31 protein-coding genes, 3 tRNA genes, 3 rRNA genes and 1 pseudogene are annotated in these 23,845 nt (G+C 42.4%); all 38 read right to left on the bottom strand.

The window, feature by feature from the left end; genetic code table 11:
* Nucleotides 1–20: 20 nt before the first annotated feature.
* A tRNA-Gly gene (locus HMPREF1654_RS09000) sits at nucleotides 21–91 on the bottom strand.
* An 8-nt stretch (nucleotides 92–99) separates the two neighbouring features.
* Nucleotides 100–172 (bottom strand) — tRNA-Val (locus HMPREF1654_RS08995).
* Between the two features lie 126 nt (nucleotides 173–298).
* Nucleotides 299–414: ribosomal RNA gene (gene rrf / locus HMPREF1654_RS08990) — 5S ribosomal RNA — on the bottom strand.
* A 131-nt stretch (nucleotides 415–545) separates the two neighbouring features.
* A 23S ribosomal RNA gene (locus HMPREF1654_RS08985) occupies nucleotides 546–3,446 on the bottom strand.
* A gap of 141 nt (nucleotides 3,447–3,587) precedes the next feature.
* Nucleotides 3,588–3,660: transfer RNA gene (locus HMPREF1654_RS08980), tRNA-Ala, on the bottom strand.
* Between the two features lie 56 nt (nucleotides 3,661–3,716).
* A 16S ribosomal RNA gene (locus HMPREF1654_RS08975) occupies nucleotides 3,717–5,272 on the bottom strand.
* The 16S, 23S and 5S rRNA genes sit together here with 3 tRNA genes alongside, the layout of an rRNA operon.
* 221 nt (nucleotides 5,273–5,493) lie before the next feature.
* The gene (locus HMPREF1654_RS08970; protein ID WP_014829824.1) at nucleotides 5,494–5,967 is read right to left on the bottom strand and encodes a hypothetical protein; all 474 of its coding nucleotides are present in this window, start codon (nucleotides 5,965–5,967) and stop codon (nucleotides 5,494–5,496) included.
* A 931-nt stretch (nucleotides 5,968–6,898) separates the two neighbouring features.
* Complete coding sequence (gene rplQ / locus HMPREF1654_RS08960; protein WP_003075160.1) at nucleotides 6,899–7,285, bottom strand: 50S ribosomal protein L17; 387 nt, start codon at nucleotides 7,283–7,285, stop codon at nucleotides 6,899–6,901.
* An 11-nt stretch (nucleotides 7,286–7,296) separates the two neighbouring features.
* A complete protein-coding gene (locus HMPREF1654_RS08955; RefSeq protein ID WP_003077134.1) occupies nucleotides 7,297–8,235 on the bottom strand; it encodes a DNA-directed RNA polymerase subunit alpha in 939 nt (312 codons plus the stop codon).
* 44 nt (nucleotides 8,236–8,279) lie between these two features.
* The gene (gene rpsK, locus HMPREF1654_RS08950) at nucleotides 8,280–8,663 is read right to left on the bottom strand and encodes a 30S ribosomal protein S11 (RefSeq protein ID WP_001118385.1); all 384 of its coding nucleotides are present in this window, start codon (nucleotides 8,661–8,663) and stop codon (nucleotides 8,280–8,282) included.
* 19 nt (nucleotides 8,664–8,682) lie between these two features.
* Entirely contained in the window at nucleotides 8,683–9,048 is a 366-nt protein-coding gene (rpsM, locus tag HMPREF1654_RS08945) for a 30S ribosomal protein S13 (protein ID WP_002262317.1), read from the bottom strand.
* A 15-nt stretch (nucleotides 9,049–9,063) separates the two neighbouring features.
* Nucleotides 9,064–9,180 (bottom strand): 50S ribosomal protein L36, encoded by a 117-nt coding sequence (rpmJ, locus tag HMPREF1654_RS09890; protein ID WP_001808836.1) that lies wholly within the window; start codon nucleotides 9,178–9,180, stop codon nucleotides 9,064–9,066.
* A 24-nt stretch (nucleotides 9,181–9,204) separates the two neighbouring features.
* Entirely contained in the window at nucleotides 9,205–9,423 is a 219-nt protein-coding gene (gene infA, locus HMPREF1654_RS08940; protein ID WP_001029883.1) for a translation initiation factor IF-1, read from the bottom strand.
* 115 nt (nucleotides 9,424–9,538) lie between these two features.
* A complete protein-coding gene (locus HMPREF1654_RS08935) occupies nucleotides 9,539–10,177 on the bottom strand; it encodes an adenylate kinase (RefSeq protein ID WP_003075167.1) in 639 nt (212 codons plus the stop codon).
* Between the two features lie 202 nt (nucleotides 10,178–10,379).
* A complete protein-coding gene (secY, locus tag HMPREF1654_RS08930; protein WP_003075174.1) occupies nucleotides 10,380–11,687 on the bottom strand; it encodes a preprotein translocase subunit SecY in 1,308 nt (435 codons plus the stop codon).
* Between the two features lie 12 nt (nucleotides 11,688–11,699).
* Nucleotides 11,700–12,140, bottom strand: coding sequence for a 50S ribosomal protein L15 (rplO, locus tag HMPREF1654_RS08925; protein WP_003075177.1), 441 nt, complete (start codon nucleotides 12,138–12,140; stop codon nucleotides 11,700–11,702).
* Nucleotides 12,141–12,299: 159 nt separating this feature from the next.
* Nucleotides 12,300–12,482, bottom strand: coding sequence for a 50S ribosomal protein L30 (gene rpmD / locus HMPREF1654_RS08920; protein WP_002894509.1), 183 nt, complete (start codon nucleotides 12,480–12,482; stop codon nucleotides 12,300–12,302).
* A gap of 13 nt (nucleotides 12,483–12,495) precedes the next feature.
* Nucleotides 12,496–12,990 (bottom strand): 30S ribosomal protein S5, encoded by a 495-nt coding sequence (gene rpsE / locus HMPREF1654_RS08915; protein ID WP_003075180.1) that lies wholly within the window; start codon nucleotides 12,988–12,990, stop codon nucleotides 12,496–12,498.
* Nucleotides 12,991–13,008: 18 nt separating this feature from the next.
* The gene (gene rplR / locus HMPREF1654_RS08910; protein ID WP_003040651.1) at nucleotides 13,009–13,365 is read right to left on the bottom strand and encodes a 50S ribosomal protein L18; all 357 of its coding nucleotides are present in this window, start codon (nucleotides 13,363–13,365) and stop codon (nucleotides 13,009–13,011) included.
* 81 nt (nucleotides 13,366–13,446) lie between these two features.
* Entirely contained in the window at nucleotides 13,447–13,983 is a 537-nt protein-coding gene (gene rplF, locus HMPREF1654_RS08905) for a 50S ribosomal protein L6 (RefSeq protein ID WP_003077152.1), read from the bottom strand.
* 195 nt (nucleotides 13,984–14,178) lie between these two features.
* A complete protein-coding gene (rpsH, locus tag HMPREF1654_RS08900; RefSeq protein WP_003077265.1) occupies nucleotides 14,179–14,577 on the bottom strand; it encodes a 30S ribosomal protein S8 in 399 nt (132 codons plus the stop codon).
* Nucleotides 14,578–14,861: 284 nt separating this feature from the next.
* A complete protein-coding gene (locus HMPREF1654_RS08895) occupies nucleotides 14,862–15,047 on the bottom strand; it encodes a type Z 30S ribosomal protein S14 (protein ID WP_001085697.1) in 186 nt (61 codons plus the stop codon).
* A 17-nt stretch (nucleotides 15,048–15,064) separates the two neighbouring features.
* Nucleotides 15,065–15,607 carry a 50S ribosomal protein L5 gene (rplE, locus tag HMPREF1654_RS08890; RefSeq protein WP_003075186.1) on the bottom strand — a complete coding sequence of 181 codons (543 nt, stop codon included), beginning with the start codon at nucleotides 15,605–15,607 and terminating at the stop codon, nucleotides 15,065–15,067.
* A gap of 23 nt (nucleotides 15,608–15,630) precedes the next feature.
* A complete protein-coding gene (gene rplX / locus HMPREF1654_RS08885; protein WP_003026539.1) occupies nucleotides 15,631–15,936 on the bottom strand; it encodes a 50S ribosomal protein L24 in 306 nt (101 codons plus the stop codon).
* 76 nt (nucleotides 15,937–16,012) lie between these two features.
* Nucleotides 16,013–16,381 carry a 50S ribosomal protein L14 gene (rplN, locus tag HMPREF1654_RS08880; protein ID WP_003077360.1) on the bottom strand — a complete coding sequence of 123 codons (369 nt, stop codon included), beginning with the start codon at nucleotides 16,379–16,381 and terminating at the stop codon, nucleotides 16,013–16,015.
* 25 nt (nucleotides 16,382–16,406) lie between these two features.
* Nucleotides 16,407–16,667 (bottom strand): 30S ribosomal protein S17, encoded by a 261-nt coding sequence (rpsQ, locus tag HMPREF1654_RS08875; protein ID WP_000440801.1) that lies wholly within the window; start codon nucleotides 16,665–16,667, stop codon nucleotides 16,407–16,409.
* A 23-nt stretch (nucleotides 16,668–16,690) separates the two neighbouring features.
* Nucleotides 16,691–16,897: a 50S ribosomal protein L29 gene (rpmC, locus tag HMPREF1654_RS08870; protein WP_003075190.1), complete on the bottom strand. Its 207-nt coding sequence runs from the start codon at nucleotides 16,895–16,897 to the stop codon at nucleotides 16,691–16,693.
* Between the two features lie 9 nt (nucleotides 16,898–16,906).
* On the bottom strand, nucleotides 16,907–17,320 hold the full coding sequence (rplP, locus tag HMPREF1654_RS08865) for a 50S ribosomal protein L16 (protein ID WP_003075193.1): 414 nt from the start codon (nucleotides 17,318–17,320) through the stop codon (nucleotides 16,907–16,909).
* 3 nt (nucleotides 17,321–17,323) lie between these two features.
* Nucleotides 17,324–17,977, bottom strand: a complete 654-nt coding sequence (gene rpsC / locus HMPREF1654_RS08860) for a 30S ribosomal protein S3 (RefSeq protein WP_003077210.1) — start codon at nucleotides 17,975–17,977, stop codon at nucleotides 17,324–17,326.
* 12 nt (nucleotides 17,978–17,989) lie between these two features.
* Nucleotides 17,990–18,334 (bottom strand): 50S ribosomal protein L22, encoded by a 345-nt coding sequence (gene rplV / locus HMPREF1654_RS08855; RefSeq protein WP_003075198.1) that lies wholly within the window; start codon nucleotides 18,332–18,334, stop codon nucleotides 17,990–17,992.
* A gap of 14 nt (nucleotides 18,335–18,348) precedes the next feature.
* Nucleotides 18,349–18,627, bottom strand: coding sequence for a 30S ribosomal protein S19 (rpsS, locus tag HMPREF1654_RS08850; RefSeq protein WP_000533765.1), 279 nt, complete (start codon nucleotides 18,625–18,627; stop codon nucleotides 18,349–18,351).
* Nucleotides 18,628–18,728: 101 nt separating this feature from the next.
* On the bottom strand, nucleotides 18,729–19,562 hold the full coding sequence (gene rplB, locus HMPREF1654_RS08845; RefSeq protein WP_003077244.1) for a 50S ribosomal protein L2: 834 nt from the start codon (nucleotides 19,560–19,562) through the stop codon (nucleotides 18,729–18,731).
* Nucleotides 19,563–19,579: 17 nt separating this feature from the next.
* Nucleotides 19,580–19,876, bottom strand: coding sequence for a 50S ribosomal protein L23 (locus HMPREF1654_RS08840; protein ID WP_003075202.1), 297 nt, complete (start codon nucleotides 19,874–19,876; stop codon nucleotides 19,580–19,582).
* Nucleotides 19,876–20,499, bottom strand: a complete 624-nt coding sequence (gene rplD, locus HMPREF1654_RS08835) for a 50S ribosomal protein L4 (RefSeq protein ID WP_003077138.1) — start codon at nucleotides 20,497–20,499, stop codon at nucleotides 19,876–19,878. The genes HMPREF1654_RS08840 and rplD overlap by 1 nt, the downstream gene beginning before the upstream one ends.
* Before the next feature lie 24 nt (nucleotides 20,500–20,523).
* Nucleotides 20,524–21,150, bottom strand: coding sequence for a 50S ribosomal protein L3 (gene rplC / locus HMPREF1654_RS08830; protein ID WP_003029484.1), 627 nt, complete (start codon nucleotides 21,148–21,150; stop codon nucleotides 20,524–20,526).
* A gap of 84 nt (nucleotides 21,151–21,234) precedes the next feature.
* Entirely contained in the window at nucleotides 21,235–21,543 is a 309-nt protein-coding gene (gene rpsJ, locus HMPREF1654_RS08825; RefSeq protein WP_002894478.1) for a 30S ribosomal protein S10, read from the bottom strand.
* A 328-nt stretch (nucleotides 21,544–21,871) separates the two neighbouring features.
* Nucleotides 21,872–22,493 (bottom strand): annotated as a pseudogene (locus HMPREF1654_RS08820) (uridine kinase family protein).
* A gap of 25 nt (nucleotides 22,494–22,518) precedes the next feature.
* On the bottom strand, nucleotides 22,519–23,661 hold the full coding sequence (gene tgt, locus HMPREF1654_RS08815; RefSeq protein ID WP_003077263.1) for a tRNA guanosine(34) transglycosylase Tgt: 1,143 nt from the start codon (nucleotides 23,659–23,661) through the stop codon (nucleotides 22,519–22,521).
* Nucleotides 23,662–23,845 lie beyond the last annotated feature (184 nt).

The following is a 23,845-nucleotide window of genomic DNA, read 5'->3' as shown; positions in this document are numbered from 1 at the left end:
GTATGAACACCTCTGTTCAAAGCGGGTGACGAGAATCGAACTCGCGACAACAGCTTGGAAGGCTGTAGTTTTACCACTAAACTACACCCGCTTAAGAAATGGGAGTTAACGGGATCGAACCGCTGACCCTCTGCTTGTAAGGCAGATGCTCTCCCAGCTGAGCTAAACTCCCAATGTGAGATTAACTCAGCTAGCAGTAAGAAACATTGTTTCTCTATCCACTGATTGAAATGATAATACCCTCTCCATTTCAACTGAGTTAAACTCCAAAAAAGAAAGTCTTTTAACTTCCTATCCTGCTAAGCGACTACCATATCTGACAGGGGGCAACCCCCAACTACTTCCGGCGTTCTAGGGCTTAACTACTGTGTTCGGCATGGGTACAGGTGTATCTCCTAGGCTATCGTCACTTAACTGCTGAGTATGTAACACACTCAAAATTGAATAACTTCTCAAATCTTCTCAAGATCATCCCTTCTACGCTGATTCTCAATGAAATCGTACTCAAGCTCAACCCTTACTGGTTTCGCCTTCATTACTTCTTTTTGGATAAGTCCTCGAGCTATTAGTATTAGTCCGCTCCATTGCTCACACAACTTCCACTCCTAACCTATCTACCTGATCTTCTCTCAGGGCTCTTACTGATATAAAATCATGGGAAATCTCATCTTGAGGTGGGTTTCACACTTAGATGCTTTCAGCGTTTATCCCTTCCCTACATAGCTACCCAGCGATGCTCTTGGCAGAACAACTGGTACACCAGCGGTAAGTCCACTCTGGTCCTCTCGTACTAGGAGCAGATCCTCTCAAATTTCCTTCGCCCGCGACGGATAGGGACCGAACTGTCTCACGACGTTCTGAACCCAGCTCGCGTGCCGCTTTAATGGGCGAACAGCCCAACCCTTGGGACCGACTACAGCCCCAGGATGCGACGAGCCGACATCGAGGTGCCAAACCTCCCCGTCGATGTGAACTCTTGGGGGAGATAAGCCTGTTATCCCCAGGGTAGCTTTTATCCGTTGAGCGATGGCCCTTCCATACGGTACCACCGGATCACTAAGCCCGACTTTCGTCCCTGCTCGAGTTGTAGCTCTCGCAGTCAAGCTCCCTTATACCTTTACACTCTGCGATTGATTTCCAACCAATCTGAGGGAACCTTTGGGCGCCTCCGTTACTCTTTAGGAGGCGACCGCCCCAGTCAAACTGCCCGTCAGACACTGTCTCCGTAGATGATAAACCTACCGGGTTAGAGTGGCCATAACACAAGGGTAGTATCCCAACATCGCCTCCATCGAAACTGGCGTCCCGATCTCATTGGCTCCTACCTATCCTGTACATGTGGCACAGACACTCAATATCAAACTGCAGTAAAGCTCCATGGGGTCTTTCCGTCCTGTCGCGGGTAACCTGCATCTTCACAGGTACTAAAATTTCACCGAGTCTCTCGTTGAGACAGTGCCCAAATCATTACGCCTTTCGTGCGGGTCGGAACTTACCCGACAAGGAATTTCGCTACCTTAGGACCGTTATAGTTACGGCCGCCGTTTACTGGGGCTTCAATTCATACCTTCGCTTACGCTAAGCACTCCTCTTAACCTTCCAGCACCGGGCAGGCGTCACCCCCTATACATCATCTTACGATTTAGCAGAGAGCTGTGTTTTTGATAAACAGTTGCTTGGGCCTATTCACTGCGGCTGACCTAAATCAGCACCCCTTCTCCCGAAGTTACGGGGTCATTTTGCCGAGTTCCTTAACGAGAGTTCTCTCGCTCACCTGAGGCTACTCGCCTCGACTACCTGTGTCGGTTTGCGGTACGGGTAGAGTATAAATTATCGCTAGAAGCTTTTCTTGGCAGGGTGACATCACTCACTTCGCTACTAAACTTCGCTCCCCATCACAGCTCAATGTTAGAGATATAAGCATTTGACTCATATCACACCTTACTGCTTAGACGTGCTCTTCCATTCGCACGCTTGAGTTAGCCTTCTGCGTCCCTCCTTCACTCTATACTCTAGTACAGGAATCTCTACCTGTTGGCCATCGGATACACCTTTCGGTCTCTCCTTAGGTCCCGACTAACCCAGGGCGGACGAGCCTTCCCCTGGAAACCTTAGTCTTACGGTGGACAGGATTCTCACCTGTCTTGCGCTACTCATACCGGCATTCTCACTTCTATGCGTTCCAGTGCTCCTTGCGGTACACCTTCTCCACACATAGAACGCTCTCCTACCATACCTATAAAGGTATCCACAGCTTCGGTAAATTGTTTTAGCCCCGGTACATTTTCGGCGCAGGGTCACTCGACTAGTGAGCTATTACGCACTCTTTGAATGAATAGCTGCTTCTAAGCTAACATCCTAGTTGTCTGTGCAACCCCACATCCTTTTCCACTTAACAATTATTTTGGGACCTTAGCTGGTGGTCTGGGCTGTTTCCCTTTCGACTACGGATCTTAGCACTCGCAGTCTGACTGCCGACCATAATTCATTGGCATTCGGAGTTTATCTGAGATTGGTAATCCGGGATGGACCCCTCACCCAAACAGTGCTCTACCTCCAAGAATCTTTCTGTCGACGCTAGCCCTAAAGCTATTTCGGAGAGAACCAGCTATCTCCAAGTTCGTTTGGAATTTCTCCGCTACCCACAAGTCATCCAAGCACTTTTCAACGTGCCCTGGTGCGGTCCTCCAGTGAGTTTTACCTCACCTTCAACCTGCTCATGGGTAGGTCACATGGTTTCGGGTCTACAACATGATACTAAAACGCCCTATTCAGACTCGGTTTCCCTACGGCTCCGTCTCTTCAACTTAACCTCGCATCATATCGTAACTCGCCGGTTCATTCTACAAAAGGCACGCTCTCACCCATTAACGGGCTCGAACTTGTTGTAGGCACACGGTTTCAGGTTCTCTTTCACTCCCCTCCCGGGGTGCTTTTCACCTTTCCCTCACGGTACTGGTTCACTATCGGTCACTAGGGAGTATTTAGGGTTAGGAGATGGTCCTCCCAGATTCCGACGGGATTCCTCGTGTCCCGCCGTACTCAGGATACTGCTAGGTACAGAATCTATTTTAAATACGAGGCTCTTACTCTCTTTGGCTGATTTTCCCAAATCATTCTTCTATAAATTCTGAGTCCACATTGCAGTCCTACAACCCCGAAGAGTAAACTCTTCGGTTTGCCCTTCTGCCCTTTCGCTCGCCGCTACTCAGGCAATCGCTTTTGCTTTCTCTTCCTGCAGCTACTTAGATGTTTCAGTTCACTGCGTCTTCCTCCTCATTCCCTTAACAGAAATGGGTAACAGGCATCAACCTGCTGGGTTCCCCCATTCGGACATCCCTGGATCAACGCTTACTTACAGCTCCCCAAGGCATTTCGTCGTTTGTCACGTCCTTCTTCGGCTCCTAGTGCCAAGGCATCCACCGTGCGCCCTTACTAACTTAACCTTATTTTGACCTTTCAGTCATAAACTCATTAATATTCACAGCGTTTTCGGTTTATTTTCTTGTTACTATTTGATATCGTTATTCAATTTTCAATGTGCTACTTTAGGATATCATCAACTAAAGGTGAATTCCATATCCTAATGGAGCCTAGCGGGATCGAACCGCTGACCTCCTGCGTGCAAAGCAGGCGCTCTCCCAGCTGAGCTAAGGCCCCACAAGACCTCTCAAAACTAAACAAAACGAACTCAATGTCTTCCGTATTTTCCTTAGAAAGGAGGTGATCCAGCCGCACCTTCCGATACGGCTACCTTGTTACGACTTCACCCCAATCATCTATCCCACCTTAGGCGGCTGGCTCCTTACGGTTACCTCACCGACTTCGGGTGTTACAAACTCTCGTGGTGTGACGGGCGGTGTGTACAAGGCCCGGGAACGTATTCACCGCGGCGTGCTGATCCGCGATTACTAGCGATTCCGACTTCATGTAGGCGAGTTGCAGCCTACAATCCGAACTGAGACTGGCTTTCAGAGATTAGCTTGCCGTCACCGGCTTGCGACTCGTTGTACCAGCCATTGTAGCACGTGTGTAGCCCAGGTCATAAGGGGCATGATGATTTGACGTCATCCCCACCTTCCTCCGGTTTATTACCGGCAGTCTCGCTAGAGTGCCCAACTGAATGATGGCAACTAACAATAAGGGTTGCGCTCGTTGCGGGACTTAACCCAACATCTCACGACACGAGCTGACGACAACCATGCACCACCTGTCACCGATGTACCGAAGTAAAGCTCTATCTCTAGAGCGGGCATCGGGATGTCAAGACCTGGTAAGGTTCTTCGCGTTGCTTCGAATTAAACCACATGCTCCACCGCTTGTGCGGGCCCCCGTCAATTCCTTTGAGTTTCAACCTTGCGGTCGTACTCCCCAGGCGGAGTGCTTAATGCGTTAGCTGCGGCACTAAGTCCCGGAAAGGACCTAACACCTAGCACTCATCGTTTACGGCGTGGACTACCAGGGTATCTAATCCTGTTCGCTCCCCACGCTTTCGAGCCTCAGCGTCAGTTACAGACCAGAGAGCCGCTTTCGCCACCGGTGTTCCTCCATATATCTACGCATTTCACCGCTACACATGGAATTCCACTCTCCCCTTCTGCACTCAAGTTAAACAGTTTCCAAAGCCTACAATGGTTGAGCCACTGCCTTTAACTTCAGACTTATCTAACCGCCTGCGCTCGCTTTACGCCCAATAAATCCGGACAACGCTCGGGACCTACGTATTACCGCGGCTGCTGGCACGTAGTTAGCCGTCCCTTTCTGGTTAAGTACCGTCACAGTATGAACTTTCCATTCTCACACTCGTTCTTCCTTAACAACAGAGCTTTACGATCCGAAAACCTTCTTCACTCACGCGGCGTTGCTCGGTCAGGGTTCCCCCCATTGCCGAAGATTCCCTACTGCTGCCTCCCGTAGGAGTCTGGGCCGTGTCTCAGTCCCAGTGTGGCCGATCACCCTCTCAGGTCGGCTATGTATCGTCGCCTAGGTGAGCCGTTACCTCACCTACTAGCTAATACAACGCAGGTCCATCTGGTAGTGATGCATTTGCACCTTTTAAACATCTACCATGCAGTAAATGTTCTTATGCGGTATTAGCTATCGTTTCCAATAGTTATCCCCCGCTACCAGGCAGGTTACCTACGCGTTACTCACCCGTTCGCAACTCACAGAATACGGTGTAGTAAACTACGGTGCATCCTGTGCGTTCTACTTGCATGTATTAGGCACGCCGCCAGCGTTCGTCCTGAGCCAGGATCAAACTCTCATTTATAGTTTGAGTCTTCACTCATTTCTGTCACTGACAGATTTATTTGCTTATGTTTGACTGACTGTCTCTCAACAGTCGCCTGCACATTGGTTCGTCTTGTTCAGTTTTCAAAGGTCTTTATCGCCATTCAAGCGACAACTATCTTAGTATATCACCTACTACTCTTCTTGTCAATACCTTTTTTCATCTTTTTTTCTAACGCTCTGATATTTCCCTTGATTACGCTACATCTCATAGTCTTTTAAGTAGGTTCGTAACTCTCGAAGCATCGCTTGGCGGCCTTTGAACCTTTCATCTGCCAGTAACCGCTCATACTGCTCTTGCTTGGCGGGACTCAGTTGCTTTTGATAGGACTTTAATTGATCGCGGAGTATTACCAACTCGTCTAGATACAGACCTTTCAGACTTAACTTGTGCCCAATCTCACTTACCTCTTCATACACTTGGCGATCCAGTTTGCGCTTTTGACTTTCTTGTTTGCGCAGAATATCCTTTATGTGATTCCGAAACTTTGTCTTATAGTAGACATAGAGATGGGCTTCTTCCTCTACCAAATAGGGGTGGCAACTTACCAACTCATACAAGACTATCATCCCTTCTTGATCCCAATCGCTTAGCTCCCACAGATGGACATAATATTCCCGCCGACACTTCAGCACAATTCCCCTTACTTTCTCATATAACTCCTTGAAATCCATATCCTCTTCTCCTTCCTTAGATTTACATCTTTAGGATATCATGTAGAGAAACAGAAAAAACTACTTCGCCCTCTTCTGACTTCTATTTGGGGCTTTCTGACAACCTTAGGACTAGAAGATACACTTCTGGGATAAATAGGGGCCGATTAGAGATGAACGAACCCGTATTAATTGAGAAGATGTCAGCGTAAAACTTGTCATTTGTCATAAAGCAAACTATCTCCTAGACCAATGTCATTAAGAAAAACTGCCCAATCTCAGAACTGCTAAGGAAAAAGATTTCTCAGTTCTTACTAAAAAGAACCCCTAGCATCGCTTCTAACTTTTAGACTCTTCAACGTCTACTGTTATCGTAAACTCAACCACATTCAGTTTAAACAAAAGTAGCCTATTGTACTGATATTCTCTTATCAGAAAGCCAAGCTAACTTTTATTGTTCAGGATTATGAAACTCAAAAAATCAGTATAATCCTCAATAACTAAATACAAACAATGATACGAAGCTTCTTCAAATTTTCCAGAGAATCTAAAAATATTAGCAAAGTTATCAAAACCATATTACTAATGCCATGAACTTCCTTACTTCTAACGCTAAACTAGAAGTCAAAACAATGCTTAGCAAAGACATCAAACGTCAGGGGTTTAGCTTTCAAAACCTTTTAAATTTTAAGAAGTATATTTTCATCACGCTAAACATTAAAAAGGAAAACACAATATGGCCCTTTTTCGAGCTTCTCATCATCTATTACAGTTCACAAAAAACGCCTGCTTACGAAATTGCTTTTCGCATAAAAGCAATTTCGTAAACAAGCGTCTACGTTTATTATCATAAGATGAGTGTTTCCGCTAGGAAAAATCCTAGCGGTAGACCAGAGCTAGACTAAGAGTAATATTACTCCATCATCATAACACTCAACAAAATTGATAAAAATTACACTAATTCAATGATTGCCATTGGTGCTGCATCTCCACGCCGTGGTTCAGTTTTAAGAATACGAGTATATCCACCATTACGTTCTGCATAACGCGGAGCTAAATCAGAAAATAATTTTTGAAGAGCAGTAGTTGAAGTATACTTTTCTGTTTCTTCATCATAGTTTTCTGATGCAATTTCATTACGTACAAAAGCAGCTGCTTGACGACGAGCGTGCAAATCACCACGTTTACCCAAAGTAATCATTTTTTCAACTGTTTTTCGGATTTCCTTAGCACGAGCTTCTGTTGTAACAATTGCTTCATTGATAATCAAGTCAGTGGTCAAATCGCGAAGCATTGCTTTACGTTGTGAGCTAGTGCGTCCTAGTTTACGGTAAGCCATGTTTTCCTCCTTTATTTATCGTTTTTTAATCCAAGACCGAGATCTGCAAGTTTTACTTTTACTTCTTCAAGACTCTTACGTCCTAAGTTTCTTACTTTCATCATTTCAGGCTCAGTTTTTTCTGTCAAATCAAATACTGTATTGATACCGGCTCGTTTCAAACAATTGTATGAACGAACTGACAAATCTAATTCTTCAATTGTACGATCCAATACACGATCATCTGAAACTTTCTCTGTTTCTTTCATTACATCAGTAGATTTGGCCATTTCAGTTAAATTAGTGAACAAATCTAGATGTTCTGTTAAAATACGTGCAGAAAGCCCCAAAGCATCTTCAGGAATAATCGTTCCGTCCGTCATAATTTCAAGAGTTAATTTGTCGAAACTATCATTGCTACCAACGCGAGCTGGTTCAACTTGGTAATTAACTTTTTTCACTGGCGTATAGATTGAATCTACCGCAAGCGTTCCTACTGGGGCATCATCTTTTTTATTTTCATCGGCCGGCACATAACCACGACCTGTATTTACAGTCATGACAGCTTTTAAGCTAGCTCCTTCACCGATTGTAAAAAGATAATGATTAGGGTTTACAATTTCAATATCACTATCTGTTAAAATATCGCCAGCAGTAACTTCTGCAGGACCTTCAACATCCAGTTCAATTGTCTTTTCGCCTTCGACGTAAGATTTTACAGCAATTCCTTTAATATTTAGAATGATTTGCATCACATCTTCACGGACACCTGGAACTGTATCAAATTCGTGCAATACACCTTCAATATTGATAGACGTTACTGCCGCACCTGGCAGAGATGCAAGAAGTACACGACGAAGTGAGTTCCCCAGCGTTGTACCATAACCACGTTCTAGTGGCTCTACTACAAATATGCCGTAATCTTTATTTTCATCAATTTTTGTTATATTTGGTTTTTCAAACTCAATCATTTAGTTACTCCCTCTTAAACGAAAAGCAGTGTAAAGGTTTATGATTATACACGGCGACGTTTTGGAGGACGAGCACCATTGTGTGGTACAGGAGTCACATCACGAATAGCTGTTACTTCAAGACCAGCGGCAGCAAGAGCACGAATAGCTGACTCACGACCAGAACCTGGACCTTTAACAGTAACTTCAACTGATTTAAGACCGTGTTCTTGTGCAGATTTTGCGGCAGCTTCAGATGCCATTTGGGCAGCAAATGGTGTAGATTTACGAGAACCTTTAAATCCAAGAGCACCAGCAGATGACCAAGCAATTGCGTTACCATGCACATCAGTAATCATAACAATAGTGTTGTTAAATGTAGCGTGAATATGAGCAATACCAGATTCGATATTTTTCTTCACACGACGTTTACGTGTTGGTTTAGCCAAGACTTTTTACCTCCTTATATTATTTTTTCTTGCCAGCAATCGCAACAGCTTTCCCTTTACGAGTGCGAGCATTGTTCTTAGTGTTTTGTCCACGAACAGGAAGTCCACGACGATGACGGATTCCGCGATATGAACCAATTTCCATTAAACGTTTGATGTTTAAGTTTACTTCACGGCGAAGATCACCTTCCACTTTGATTGCATCCACTTCACGACGGATTGCATCTTCCTGATCAGATGTCAAATCTTTCACACGGATATCTTCTGAAACTCCAGCAGCTGCTAAAATTTTCTTAGATGTTGGAAGACCGATGCCGTATACATAAGTGAGTGAAACAACTACACGTTTGTCATTTGGAATATCAACTCCAGCAATACGAGCCATTTTTTCTCCTTTCTATTATCCTTGACGTTGTTTGTGCTTTGGATTTGCGGGGCAAATCACCATAACACGACCATTACGACGAATAACTTTACAATATTCGCAAATTGGTTTGACCGATGGTCTTACTTTCATTTCTTATCCCTCCAAGTATTTCGATTATTTAAAGCGGTAGGTGATCCGTCCACGTGTCAAATCATACGGACTCATCTCGACAGTAACACGGTCTCCCGCTAAAATACGAATATAGTTTTTACGAATTTTACCAGAAACTGTTGCTAAAATCTGATGTCCATTTTCAAGTTCAACCGTAAACATTGCATTCGGCATTGTATCGACTACTTTGCCTTCAACTTCAATCACATCGTCTTTTGCCACGCAAAAGCACCCCCTAAATTTCGATTTGTCCCTCTGAATACAGAGGTAACAATTATAAGTCAGACTAACTTATTGTATCACTACTTGTCAAATATTGCAAGCTCGAAAAACGCTTTTATTTCAAATTCATCAAGACTTTTTCAATGTCTTTGAATACGTCACCAATCTCTTGATTCCCTCGAATATCATAAACCAAATTTTGAGAACGATAATGTTCAATAATTGGTGCTCCTTGAGCGATATTAACATCCAAGCGACGTTTCACAGTCTCTGGTTTATCATCTTCACGTTGGTAATAATCTTCTTCATTATAATCTGCTGGTGGATTAAATACTTTATGGAAAGTTTCCCCCGTTTTTTTATGAATAATCCGTCCACTCAAGCGCTCTAGTAGACTATTCGGATCTACATCAATATTGATAACACCATCCAAAACAAGATCAAGGTCAGTCAAAATCTCATCTAACGCATGAGCTTGCTCAATAGTCCGTGGGTACCCATCTAACAAAAAGCCTTTTTCCTTGATATCAGCTTGTGCTAATCGTTCTTTAACAATTCCATTGGTCACTTCATCAGGTACCAATTCGCCTTTATCAATATATGATTTAGCAAGTACACCCATTTCAGTTTGGTTAGCCATAGCTGCACGGAACATATCCCCTGTTGAGATATGCGCAATACCAAATTCCTCAACGATTTTGGCCGCTTGTGTTCCCTTGCCTGCACCTGGCAAGCCCATAATCAAAAGATTCATAATCCTTCTCCTTTTTTGTTTTTAGACAAAATAGAAAGAGTGGGACAGGCTTCAGAAAATCTATGATTTTCGATTTGCTCTCCCACCCCGCAACATAGTCAATTTATGATAAAAAACAAAAATTCATTTTCACCATCAACTATTGCGTTCGTTACTTAACGCAAATTGCTTTTCAAGTAAACTATCTATCTTTACTTTATTTCTATTCTGTTGTATTCATAAAGCCAGTATATTTTCTCTTTAGAAGATAACCTTCAAGTTGTTTCATTCCTTCAATACCAGTCGCAATAATAATCAACAAACTAGTACCACCCAAAGCAACAGCATCTGTCAATCCAAACAAATCCTTGGCCAAAATCGGTAAAATCGAAATAAAGCCTAAGAAAAGTGAACCAACTGTTGCCAAACGACGAAGCAACTTGGACATGTATTCCTCTGTACCTTTACCAGGACGTACACCATGGATATAAGCACCACTCTTTTGCAAATTTTCTGCTGTTTTCTCTGGATTGATTTGTACAAATGTATAGAAAAATGTAAACAAAATAATCAAGAGCGCATACATCGCAATTCCACTTGCCGTTGTGGTTGCAAACAAGGACTGTGCCACTCGAACCCACTGTGCGTTGTGGCCTGTAGCTGTCAAGAATTGGAAGATAGCTGCAGGTGCAGCTGTGATTGAACTTGCAAAGATAACCGGAATAACACCAGCCGGATTGACTTTTAAAGGAAGATACGAACTAGAAGGCGCCCCTTGAGCAATCTTTGTATACTGAATTGGAATTTTATATTCTGCCTGTTGAACGAATGTTGTAAAGTAAACAATAAGTAAAACGGCTATAATCAGAATAGTAACAAAAATGATAGATGAAGTAATACGGCTGCTCGGTATATTAACAAAGTAGTCTACATATATACTTTTAATCATTCCTGGGATTGCTGCTACGATACCTGCAAAGATAATCATAGAAACACCATTACCATACCCTTTATCTGTAATCTGTTCCCCTAACCAGGTCACAATCATAGAACCCGTTGTTAAAAGAAAGCCAATTAGCAAATACGTTTGCCAGTTAGGTGTTGCTACTAATTTTGCACTCGATAAGGTATGGAAACCTGCTGTAATACCAATAGATTGAACAAATGCCAAAACTAAGGAAATATAGCGCGTTGCTTGATTTAACTTTCTTCGTCCAACCTCGCCCTGTTTTCCCCATTCTACAAATTTAGGTAAAATATCCATTTGTAGCAATTGAACAACGATGGAAGCGGTAATGTAAGGACTAACTCCCAATGCAAAAACTGAAAAATTCCGCAAAGCATTACCTGATACAAGACTGAGCATATTTAGGAAGGAAAGCCCGTTAAGAGCTTGCAAGCTTTTGGCATTAACACCCGGAACAGTAATCGTCGTTCCAATTCTAAATACTAATACAATGAAAATTGTAAATAGAATTTTAGAACGAACTTGTTTAATTTTTAATGCATCTTTTAATAGTTTAAAAAACATAGGTCACCCCACTTAGATGACTTCCGCTGAACCACCTTTAGCAGTGATAGCTTCTTCGGCTGATTTAGAAAATTTAGCTGCTTTAACAGTCAATTTCTTCGTTAATTCACCATTACCAAGAATCTTAACACCAGATTTTTCAGCTTTTACAATTCCTGCTTCAACAAGAACAACTGGAGTTACTTCTGTTCCATCTTCAAAAACATTCAATTGATCAAGATTGACAATTGCATATTCTTTACGATTGATGTTTAAGAAACCACGTTTTGGCATGCGACGGAACAATGGTGTTTGTCCGCCCTCAAAACCAAGACGAACTTTACCACCACTACGAGCTTTTTGCCCTTTTTGACCACGACCAGAAGTTTTACCATTACCAGATGAAGTTCCGCGACCAACACGGTTGCGAACTTTACGAGAACCTGTAGCAGGTTGTAATTCATGAAGTTTCATTATTATTTTCTCCTCTTTTGTAAAATGCTAGCGCTTATACTGAGGAAAAGGTGTCCTCAGTATAAACTCGCCTATACATATATTTAGTTTTAGGGGCTGAGAAAAATGTCTCATCCCCTAATTTATTTCAATTTAAAGTTTTGATAGCAAAATTATTACTTATTTCACTTCTTCAACAGTTACCAAATGTGATACTGCAGTAATCATTCCGCGTACTGCAGGGTTATCTTCTTTAATAACTGAGCTGTTCAATTTGCCAAGTCCGAGTGCTACAACAGTTTTGCGTTGTGACGGAATACGCCCGATTGGAGACTTAGTCAAAGTAATTTTAATTTGAGCCATATGATCCCCTTTCTTATGCCAAGTCAGAAACTGAAATACCACGAAGAGCAGCAACTTCTTCAGCGCGTTTTAATTGTTTCAAACCTTCAACAGTTGCACGAACAATGTTGATTGGAGTGTTAGAACCAAGTGATTTAGATGTTACATCTGCCACACCTGCCAATTCGATAACGGCACGAACAGCACCGCCAGCAGCAACCCCAGAACCTTCTACAGCTGGTTTCAACAATACTTTCGCTCCACCGAATTCTGAAAGAACTTCGTGAGGAATAGTTGTACCAATCATTGGTACTTCAATCAAGTTTTTCTTCGCATCTTCAACTGCCTTGCGAATTGCTTCTGGTACTTCTTGAGCTTTACCAGTACCGAAGCCTACACGACCATTGCGGTCACCGACAACTACAAGAGCCGCAAAACGAAGACGACGTCCACCTTTAACAACTTTAGTAACACGGTTAATCGCAACTACGCGTTCTTCAAGTTCAACTGCATTGTCTTTAAATGCCATTTTCTAGTGTCCTCCCTATTAGAATTTCAATCCGTTTTCACGAGCTGCATCAGCCAAAGCTTTTACACGTCCGTGATAGAGATATCCACCGCGGTCAAACACCACTTCAGAAATACCTTTAGCAACTGCACGTTCAGCAACGAGTTTACCAACAACAACGGCTTGTTCAGTCTTAGTTCCTTTTGAAACTTCTTTGTCAAGAGTTGAAGCGCTTGCGAGCGTTACACCCGCTACGTCATCAATTACTTGAGCGTAGATGCCTGTATTAGAACGGAAAACGTTCAAACGTGGGCGATCAGCAGTTCCAGAGAGTTTTCCGCGAACACGACGGTGTCGTTTTTGGCGGACTTTGTTTTTATCTGGTTTCGAAATCACAATTTTCACCTCTTAATTTTATTGTATGCCTAAGCACAAATTTGGAAATCAATATTTTGGTTGAAGAACAACCATATAACATTATTTACCAGTTTTACCTTCTTTACGGCGAACGAATTCACCAACGTAGCGGATCCCTTTTCCTTTGTATGGTTCAGGAGAACGCAAGCTACGAATATAAGCAGCAGTTTGTCCTACTACTTCTTTTGAAATTCCACTCACAACAATAGTTGTTGGATTTGGAAGTTCAAAAGCAATACCTTCAGGAGCTTCTACTTCATCTGGATGAGATTTACCAACTGAAAGCACAAGTTTTTTTCCTTGAAGTTGAGCACGGTAACCAACCCCACGCATTTCAAGTTCTTTCTTGAAACCTTCTGAGACACCATGAACCATGTTGTTCAAAAGAGCACGAGTTGTTCCGTGGATTGTTTTCATTTCTTTTGTATCGTTTGGACGGTGAAGAATTACTTCAGTTCCTTCCACTCGAATATCGATATCTTTAGAGAACGTACGAGTGAGTTCTCCTTTAGGTCCTTTTACAGTTACAACATTGTCTTTGTTTGTCAATTCGACACCAGCAGGCAATGGAATAACTTTATTACCAATACGTGACATGTTATTTTTCTCCTGTTAGATTATCAAGCCGCAGTGCGACTAGTTTTCACGGGGTTAAAAGATACTTATTGAGTTCAATAGCTAAATTGAACACGCTCTAAGAACTGTGCAAAATAGATAAGTTGGTTTGTTCGCAAACAAACTGCCCCAACTTCCTAATTTTGCTTTGTTCTTTACGAGCTCTGTATCTTGATTTTACCAAACGTAGGCGATTACTTCTCCACCTACATTCTTTTGACGCGCTTCCTTGTCCGTCAACAAACCTTCAGACGTTGAGATAATAGCAATCCCAAGACCGTTCAAGACTTTTGGAAGATCTTCACGTTTTTTGTAAACACGAAGTCCTGGTGTTGAAATACGTTTCAAACCAGTAATAACTTTTTCACCATTTTGACCGTATTTAAGGAATACACGAATGACCCCTTGTTTGTCATCTTCAATGTACTCAACATTTTTTACAAAACCTTCGTGTTTAAGAATTTCAGCAATCCCTTTTTTGATGTTTGATGCAGGTACTTCAAGCACTTCGTGTTTTGCTTGATTCGCATTACGAATACGTGTTAAAAAGTCTGCAATTGGATCAGTCATAACCATTTAAATTTTCTCCTCTTACTAGTAGTTTGCAAGTTGCACTTGCTAGTTAATACATGATACAAAGAGCGTAACAGCAAGAGCAAAAATAGGCAATTTGATGCAGGAGCGATGCTCCAAAGAAAATTGGTCTTTTTTGCCAAAGCTGTAGCTCGTGTTCAAATTGGCAAGCCCAACTGAACCCGGGCTAAACTCTGTGTGAAAAAGATAAACTTTCCTAGAAACTTCAGTTTCTTCGTCAAGTTTTCTATTTTCACTTGGAGTTTTGACGCCCTTGATATCTTAAATTACCAAGATGCTTTGGTAACGCCAGGGATTTGTCCCTTGTATGCTAATTCACGGAAGCAAACACGGCAAAGTTTAAACTTGCGGTAAACGGAATGTGGACGGCCACATTTTTCACAACGAGTATAAGCTTGCGTAGAGAACTTAGCTGGGCGTTTGTTCTTAGCAATCATTGATTTTTTAGCCATTTGTTTTACCTCCTATATTATTTTGCAAAAGGCATTCCAAGGCCTGTAAGCAATTCACGTGACTCTTCGTCAGTGTTAGCAGTTGTTACGATAACAATATCAAGACCACGAGTCTTATCAACGTCATCAAAATTGATTTCTGGGAAAATCAATTGTTCTTTCACACCAAGTGTGTAGTTTCCGCGTCCATCAAAAGATTTTGTTGGAACACCGTGGAAGTCACGCACACGTGGAAGTGAAACTGAAACCAATTTATCCAAGAATTCGTACATACGTTCACCACGAAGAGTAACTTTTGCACCAATCGCTACACCTTCACGAAGACGGAAGCCGGCGATTGATTTTTTAGCTTTAGTGATAAGTGGTTTTTGACCTGAGATAAGAGCCAATTCTTCAGCAGCTTTTTCAAGGTTTTTAGCATTTGACACAGCGTCACCGACACCCATGTTCAAAACGATTTTATCCACTTTCGGCACAGCCATAACAGATGAGTAGTTGAACTTTTCAGTCAAAGCAGGTACTACTTCATTAAGATATTTTTCTTTTAAACGATTTGCCATTATACTTCTCCTTTCCTTCGTGATTAGTCAAGCACTTCGCCTGATTTTTTATTGTAACGAACTTTTTTGCCATCTACAAACTTGTAGCCAACACGTCCTGCAACACCATTTTTATCCAAGACTTGGACATTTGATACATGGATAGGCGCTTCTTTTTCTACAATAGCACCTTGAGGGTTCTCATTATTAGGTTTTTGGTGTTTCTTGATAATGTTTACACCTTCAACAACCACTTTATTCACTTTTGGAAGCGCGGCAACGACCTTGGCTTCAACGCCTTTGTCCTTGCCAGCAATCACGCGAACTTTATCGCCAGTTTTTACAAACATTGGTTTCTCCTTTGATTTCTTACGCCCTGATGGGCACCCTATCTAGCCAAAGACAGGGGACTTAGTTTGTTCTTTATTAAAGTACCTCTGGAGCAAGTGACACAATCTTCATGAAGCCACCTTCACGCAATTCACGTGCAACTGGACCAAAGATACGGGTTCCGCGAGGAGTTTTATCATCACGGATAATCACTGCTGCATTTTCGTCGAATTTAATGTATGAACCATCTTGACGACGAGCACCTGATTTAGTACGAACGACAACCGCTTTTACAACGTCACCTTTTTTAACCGTACCACCAGGAGTAGCTTGTTTTACAGATGCGACGATGACATCACCAATGCTAGCGAATTTGCGTTTTGAACCACCAAGAACCTTGATTGTCAAAATTTCGCGAGCACCACTGTTGTCAGCAACTTTCAAACGAGTTTCTGTTTGAATCATTTAAGTTTTCTCCTTTCAGGTAAGATTAGATAATGACAGCTTCTTCTACCACTTCTACAAGACGGAAGCGTTTTGTAGCTGAAAGCGGACGAGTTTCCATAATCCGAACAATATCGCCTTCTTTGGCAACGTTGTTTTCGTCATGTGCTTTGTACTTCTTAGAGTAGTTAATACGTTTACCATAGACTGGGTGGTTACGTTTAGTTTCAACTACAACTGTGATGGTTTTGTCCATTTTGTCAGAAACAACACGTCCGACAAGAACTTTACGATTATTGCGTTCCATTGAAATTCTCCTTCCCTAGTCTATTATTTAACTTCTGATTGAACAGTTTTGATACGAGCGATTTGTTTTTTTACTTCTTTCAAGCGTGCACTTTGTTCTAACTGACCTGCTGCAGCTTGGAAACGAAGTTCAAACAATTCTTTCTTCAATTCATTTTCACGCTTCGCGAGTTCTTCTTGAGAAAGACCACGAAGTTCTTTAACAAATTCTTTTACTTCATTAAGTTTCATGCTTTCTCCTTATTCTGCTTCACGTTTTACGAATTTTGTTTTAACTGGTAGTTTGTGGCTTGCAAGACGAAGTGCTTCACGAGCGACTTCCTCTGGAACACCAGCAATTTCAAACATGATTTTTCCACGTTTAACTGGTGCAACCCAACCTTCTGGTGCACCTTTACCAGATCCCATACGCACACCAATAGCCTTAGCAGTGTATGACTTATGAGGGAAAATTTTAATCCAAACTTTACCACCACGTTTCATGTAACGCGTCATAGCGATACGAGCGGCTTCGATTTGACGGTTGGTAATCCAGTGGCTAGTAGTTGCTTGAAGACCGTATTCTCCAAACGCTACTTCTTTTCCACCTTTAGCTTCACCGCGCATTTTACCGCGAAATTCGCGACGGTGTTTAACACGTTTAGGTACTAACATTGGTTATTTACCTCCTTTAGTGTTTTTACGAGCTGGAAGGACTTCTCCACGGTAGATCCAGACTTTAACACCCAGTTTACCGTAAGTAGTATCAGCTTCTTCCCAAGCGTAATCGATATCCGCACGAAGAGTGTGAAGCGGAACAGTTCCTTCTGAGTATCCTTCGCTACGAGCAATATCTGCACCGTTCAAACGTCCTGATACTTGAGTTTTGATTCCCTTAGCACCTGCACGCATAGTGCGTTGGATAGCTTGTTTTTGAGCACGACGGAAAGCAACACGTTGCTCTAACTGGCGAGCAATACCTTCACCAACAAGATGAGCATCTAAATCTGGTGATTTGATTTCGATAATGTTGATGTGAACTTGTTTACCAGTCAATTTGTTAAGTTTTGCGCGAAGTCCATCAACGTTTGAACCACCTTTACCGATAACCATACCTGGTTTAGCAGTATGAAGTGAAACATTAACTTTATTTACTGCGCGCTCAATTTCGATAGTTGAAACAGCTGCGTCAGCCAATTCTTTTTGAATGAATTTACGGATTGCTAAATCTTCATGAAGGTAATCCGCGTATTCTTTTTCAGCATACCATTTGGCATCCCAGTCACGGATGATACCGACACGCATACCTATTGGATGTACTTTTTGACCCACGATTTTACCTCCTTATTTTTCTGCAACAACCACTGTAATGTGGCTAGTGCGTTTGTTGATTGGTGAAGCTGAACCTTTCGCACGTGGACGAAAACGTTTCATAGTTGGTCCTTCATTTGCGTAAGCTTCAGATACTACCAAGTTTGCTTTTTCCAAACCAAAGTTGTTTTCTGCGTTAGCAATTGCTGAGTTGAGTACTTTTTCAATAACGCCAGCAGCTTTGTTTGGAGTGAATTTCAAGATTGCGATTGCGTCAGCAACGTTTTTCCCACGGATATTGTCCAAAACCAGACGAGATTTGCGAGGGGAAACGCGCACTGTACGAGCCATTGCTTTAGCTGAAGTAATTTCTGCCATGTCCTTCTCCTCTCTTATCTACGTGTTTTCTTGTCGTCAGCTGCATGACCTTTGTAAGTACGAGTTGGTGCAAATTCACCAAGTTTGTGACCTACCATGTCTTCTTGGATGTAAACAGGAACATGTTTACGTCCGTCATAAACTGCGATTGTATACCCGATAAAACTTGGAAAAATCGTTGAACGGCGTGACCAAGTTTTAATGACTTTTTTCTTTTCGTCGTTAGCTTGAGCTTCAACTTTTTTCATCAAATGCTCATCGACGAAAGGTCCTTTTTTAAGACTGCGTCCCATTTTATTGTTTTCTCCTTTAAATGTTATACCACAGCGGCTTGCACTACTAATATCATGCTACCGAGCTGGCGGATTTTCTAGTTCTAAAAACTAATTTAAAATTATTTCTCATTGCGACGACGAACAATAAGTTTGTCAGTTTTCGCTTTTTTGTTACGAGTTTTAAGTCCAAGAGCAGGTTTGCCCCATGGAGTAGATGGCGCTTTACGACCAACTGGTGCTTTACCTTCACCACCACCGTGCGGGTGATCGTTAGGGTTCATTACAGAACCGCGAACTGTTGGGCGAATGCCTTTCCAGCGGCTACGTCCTGCTTTACCAAGATTAACCAAGCCGTGTTGTTCGTTTCCGACAACACCAACCGTGGCACGGCAAGTGCCAAGAATCATACGAACTTCACCAGATTGAAGACGAACAAGAACGTATTTCCCCTCTTGTCCCAACACTTGAGCAGAAGCTCCAGCAGCACGTATTAATTCACCGCCATGACCTGGTTTCAATTCAATATTATGAATCAATGTACCGACTGGGATATTAGCAAGCGGAAGAGCGTTTCCGACCTTGATATCTGCTTCTGGTCCAGAAACAATGCGTTGGCCAACTTCAAGGCCCTTAGGAGCGATGATGTAAGCTTTCACACCATCAGTGTAATGTACAAGAGCGATATTCGCTGAACGATTTGGATCGTATTCAATTGTTTTAACGACTGCTTCAACACCATCTTTATTGCGTTTGAAATCAATCAAGCGATAGTGGCGTTTGTGTCCGCCGCCTTGGTGACGAACAGTAATACGACCGTTGTTGTTACGACCGGCTTTGTTGTTCAAAGAAACAAGCAAAGTTTTTTCTGGAGTGCTCGTTGTGATTTCGGCAAAATCCAAAGAAGTCATATTACGGCGACCATTTGTAGTTGGTTTATAAACTCTGATTCCCACGATATTTCCTCCTTAGATTATTCTGCTTCAGCACCAAACAACTCGATTGCTTTAGAATCAGCTGTAAGAGTGATGATAGCTTTTTTCGTTTTATTTGTAAAACCAGTATAACGCCCTACACGTTTTGCTTTTGGTTTTACATTGATTGTGTTCACGTTTGCAACCTTTACTCCATCAAAAGCAGCTTCAACTGCTTGTTTGATAAGAAGCTTATGAGCACGAGTGTCCACCTCAAATACGTATTTACCTTCTTCAAGAAGAGCCATTGAGCTTTCTGTAATGATAGGCTTTTTGATTACGTCATACAAATTCATTATGCAAGAACCTCCTCGATTGTAGAGATAGCTTCTTTAGTAACAAGAAGTTTGTCGCTATTTACGATGTCAAGAACACTTGCAGTTGTTGCAGTTGCAACTTTCACATTTGGAAGGTTACGAGCTGATAATGCAGCAAATTCATTTCCTTCTTCAAGAATCACAAGTACTTTTGAATCAATGCTAAGCGCAGCAAGTACTTTCGCAAACTCAGCAGTTTTTGGAGCTGTAAATGAAAGGCTGTCTACAGCTACGAATTTATTTTCAGCGATTTTTTCAGAATAAACCGATTTAAGCGCCAATCTACGAACTTTTTGCGGAAGTTTGTAGGCGTATGAACGAGGAGTTGGACCAAATACGGTACCACCACCACGCCATTGAGGAGAGCGAATAGAACCTTGGCGTGCACGGCCAGTTCCCTTTTGGCGCCATGGTTTGCGTCCGCCACCTGATACTGCCGAGCGGTTTTTGACAGCATGAGTTCCTTGACGAAGACTTGCACGTTGACTAATAACAACATCAAAGACAACTGATTCATTTGGCTCAATACCAAATACTGCATCGTTAAGAACTACTTCACCGGCTTCTTTACCAGTTTGGTCAAATAATTTTACGTTTGCCATTGTGACTGATTTCCCCTTTCCTTATTATTTACCAGCTTTAACTGCTGATTTGATCGTGATAAGAGATTTCTTAGCACCAGGTACGTTCCCTTTAATAAGGATAACGTTTTTCTCTGGAACAACTTGTGCGATCTCAAGGTTTTGAATCGTCACACGGTTACCCCCCATACGACCTGCCAAGTGTTTATTTTTGAAAACACGGTTAGGTGCAACTGGTCCCATTGAACCCGGACGACGGTGATAACGAGAACCATGAGCCATTGGCCCACGAGATTGACCGTGGCGTTTGATAACCCCTTGGAAACCTTTACCTTTTGAAGTTCCTGTTACATCAACAACATCGCCGGCTGCGAAAGTGTCAACTGTAATTTCTGCACCAACTTCTAAGCCTTCAATGTTTTTGAATTCACGAATGAAGCGCTTAGGAGCCGTGTTAGCTTTTGCTACATGTCCTTTAGCAGGTTTGTTGCTCAATACGTCACGAAGATCGTCAAAACCAACTTGAACTGCGTTGTAACCATCTGTTTCAACTGTTTTAACTTGAAGAACAACGTTTGGAGCTGCTTCAACAACAGTCACAGGGATTAATTCGCCAGCTTCAGTGAAGATTTGAGTCATTCCCACTTTTTTCCCTAAGATTCCTTTTGTCATGAGAAAATGTTTCCTTTTCTATAATTTTTTTCAAAAAGTTTTTAACGAGCGTTTTTTATGCTCTAGTTTAAATCAAACTTTAGATTAAAGTTTGATCTCTACGTTCACACCACTTGGAAGATCCAATTTCATCAAAGCATCAACTGTTTTTTGAGTTGGGTTAATGATGTCGATCAAACGTTTGTGCGTACGCATTTCAAATTGTTCGCGAGAGTCTTTATATTTGTGAGTCGCACGAATGATTGTGTAGAGGCTGCGTTCAGTTGGAAGTGGGATTGGACCCGCAACTTCAGCACCTGTACGAGTAGCAGTTTCTACGATTTTTGCAGCCGCTGTGTCAAGTGTACGATGTTCGTAAGCTTTCAAACGGATGCGGATTTTTTTGTTTGCCATCTTTTTCTCCTTTTTCGTCTATTTAAGATAATAGGCTAGCTCCACAAGAAAACCGACAGGCGATTACGTGGCAATGCAACCGAGCGTGTCGCAACCTCTTGCATCAAAGCTATAGACTGTTTTTCACAGCACCATAATAGAATAACATAAAGCTTTACTGATTGCAAGGGGTTTGCAGATTTTTTGAGATTTTTTATTTGAAACCGTTCCCTTTTCTTATCAATCTTTTGTTACCTCAGTAAAAAACAAGAAATTGAAAATAGAAAATTTTATTAGCCCTAGGTAATAACAAAAAACTTGGAATTTATTTCCCAAGTCGATTGCTTATTTAATCTATTCTAAAACCCTGTCCAGTCTGGCTGATAAGAACGTCCGCTTTATCCTGATATACTTTATAGTAGTGGTCATATTGCTGCCGACGGGATGGTGTGCATAGCCGCAACCCCATTCATATCGCGGCCGCGAACAGCTGTGTCACGAGCCAAGCGACGCTCTAGTTCTGTCTCGTCGTCCGTGTAAAAACAAATCGATAAATCAAACAGATTTTCTGACAAAAAGGCAGCCGACATGCCTTCTACTATTAAAATCGGCTTTCGGGCTGATAAACGTAAGCTAGGCGACCAAGCTGTGCCAATGGTCAGAATATCCAGACTAGACTGCAAGGCGCAAATATCTCGCTTTAGACTCCCGAGCTCATGAACAACTGGAAGACAGGCCGTTACTTTTTGATGAGGAAAATCTTTGGAACTCAGCAAATCTCGATACTCCCCAGCAATTACATAAGGATCTGTTCCCAGCAGATTGACTCGTTCCTCACCCAAAGCTAGCTGTAGTTTTCGAGCAAAAGTTGATTTCCCCGAAGCACCATGACCATAAATACGCAGGGTATGGTTTTGGTCGTCTGACAGATAAACTATCAATCTTTCCAGCAAACTTTCTTCATCAGACATGACTTCTCCTTTCAAATGGAGCTTCTTAGAAATTTCGGCTGGATTTATTGTAGCCGTAGCGCTCAATAAAGTCCTCACGGAATTCCAGCAGGTTGTCATCCATGATAGCTTGACGGACCTTCTTCATAAGATTTAGCAAAAAGTAGAGGTTGTGATAACTGGTCAGGCGGAGTCCAAAGGTCTCGTCCGCTTTGAGCAAGTGGCGGATATAAGCTCGCGTGTAGTTGCTGCAAGTGTAGCAATCACAATCATGGTCAAGCGGAGTGAAATCTTCCTCAAACTGGGCATTTTTAACAACCAGACGTCCTTCACTGGTCATACAGGTACCGTTTCGGGCAATCCGAGTCGGCAGGACGCAGTCAAACATATCAACGCCACGGATAACCCCATCAATCAAGCTATCTGGCGCTCCCACTCCCATAAGATAGCGGGGCTTGTTTTCAGGCAGCATAGGCGTTGTGAAGTCTAGCACAGCATTCATCTCTTCGTGGGACTCACCAACAGCCAGTCCTCCAATAGAGTAGCCTGGAAAATCCATGCTGACCAAGTCTTGAGCAGATTGGCGACGCAAATCTTCAAAGCCAGCACCCTGAACAATCCCAAAGAGACCTTGGTCCTGGGGACGGCGGTGCGCCTTGAGGCCACGTTCTGCCCAACGGCTAGTCCGCTCAATGGACTTCTTAACATAGTCATAAGGTTGGTAGAACTGCGGGCACTCATCAAAAGACATCATGATATCACTGCCTAGATTGTTCTGAATAGAGATCGCTTTCTCTGGCGATAGGAACATCTTGGAACCATTGAGGTGATTTTTGAAAGTCACCCCCTCTTCTGTAATATTCCGACTATCTGCCAAAGAATAAACCTGAAAACCACCGCTATCTGTTAAAATAGCTTGATCCCAGTTCATGAACTTGTGCAGCCCACCCGCACGAGCAATCAGCTCATCGCCCGGCCGCAGCCAGAGATGGTAAGTATTGGCCAAGATGATACCAGAGCCCATTTGCTTGAGCTCTTCTGGTGACTGGGTCTTGACTGTCGCCTGGGTCCCAACCGGCATAAACATAGGCGTCGGAAAAGTCCCATGAGGTGTGATAATCTCTCCCAAGCGAGCACCTGTGTGCTTTTCTTTTTTAATCAAACGATACTGAATCGGTGAATCTGACATTTTTACCTCCGATGCTGGGAAAAACAGTCCCAGATCTTCATTCTATAGTGTGTGAGTTTCACTTGCTCACAACATCCTGTATGATTTTATCAAAAAAAAGAAGAAAGATAAAGCAATAAAAAACTTTTCTTTCTCTTAAAAAAATATGGTATAATGTTGTTCTATGCTCTAGATAGGAGGAAAA

The sequence above is a fragment of the Streptococcus intermedius SK54 = ATCC 27335 genome (assembly GCF_000413475.1).
Taxonomy (GTDB): domain Bacteria; phylum Bacillota; class Bacilli; order Lactobacillales; family Streptococcaceae; genus Streptococcus; species Streptococcus intermedius.
The sequence above is the reverse complement of the archived record's forward strand: the minus strand, read 5'-3'. Positions and strand labels throughout refer to the sequence as shown.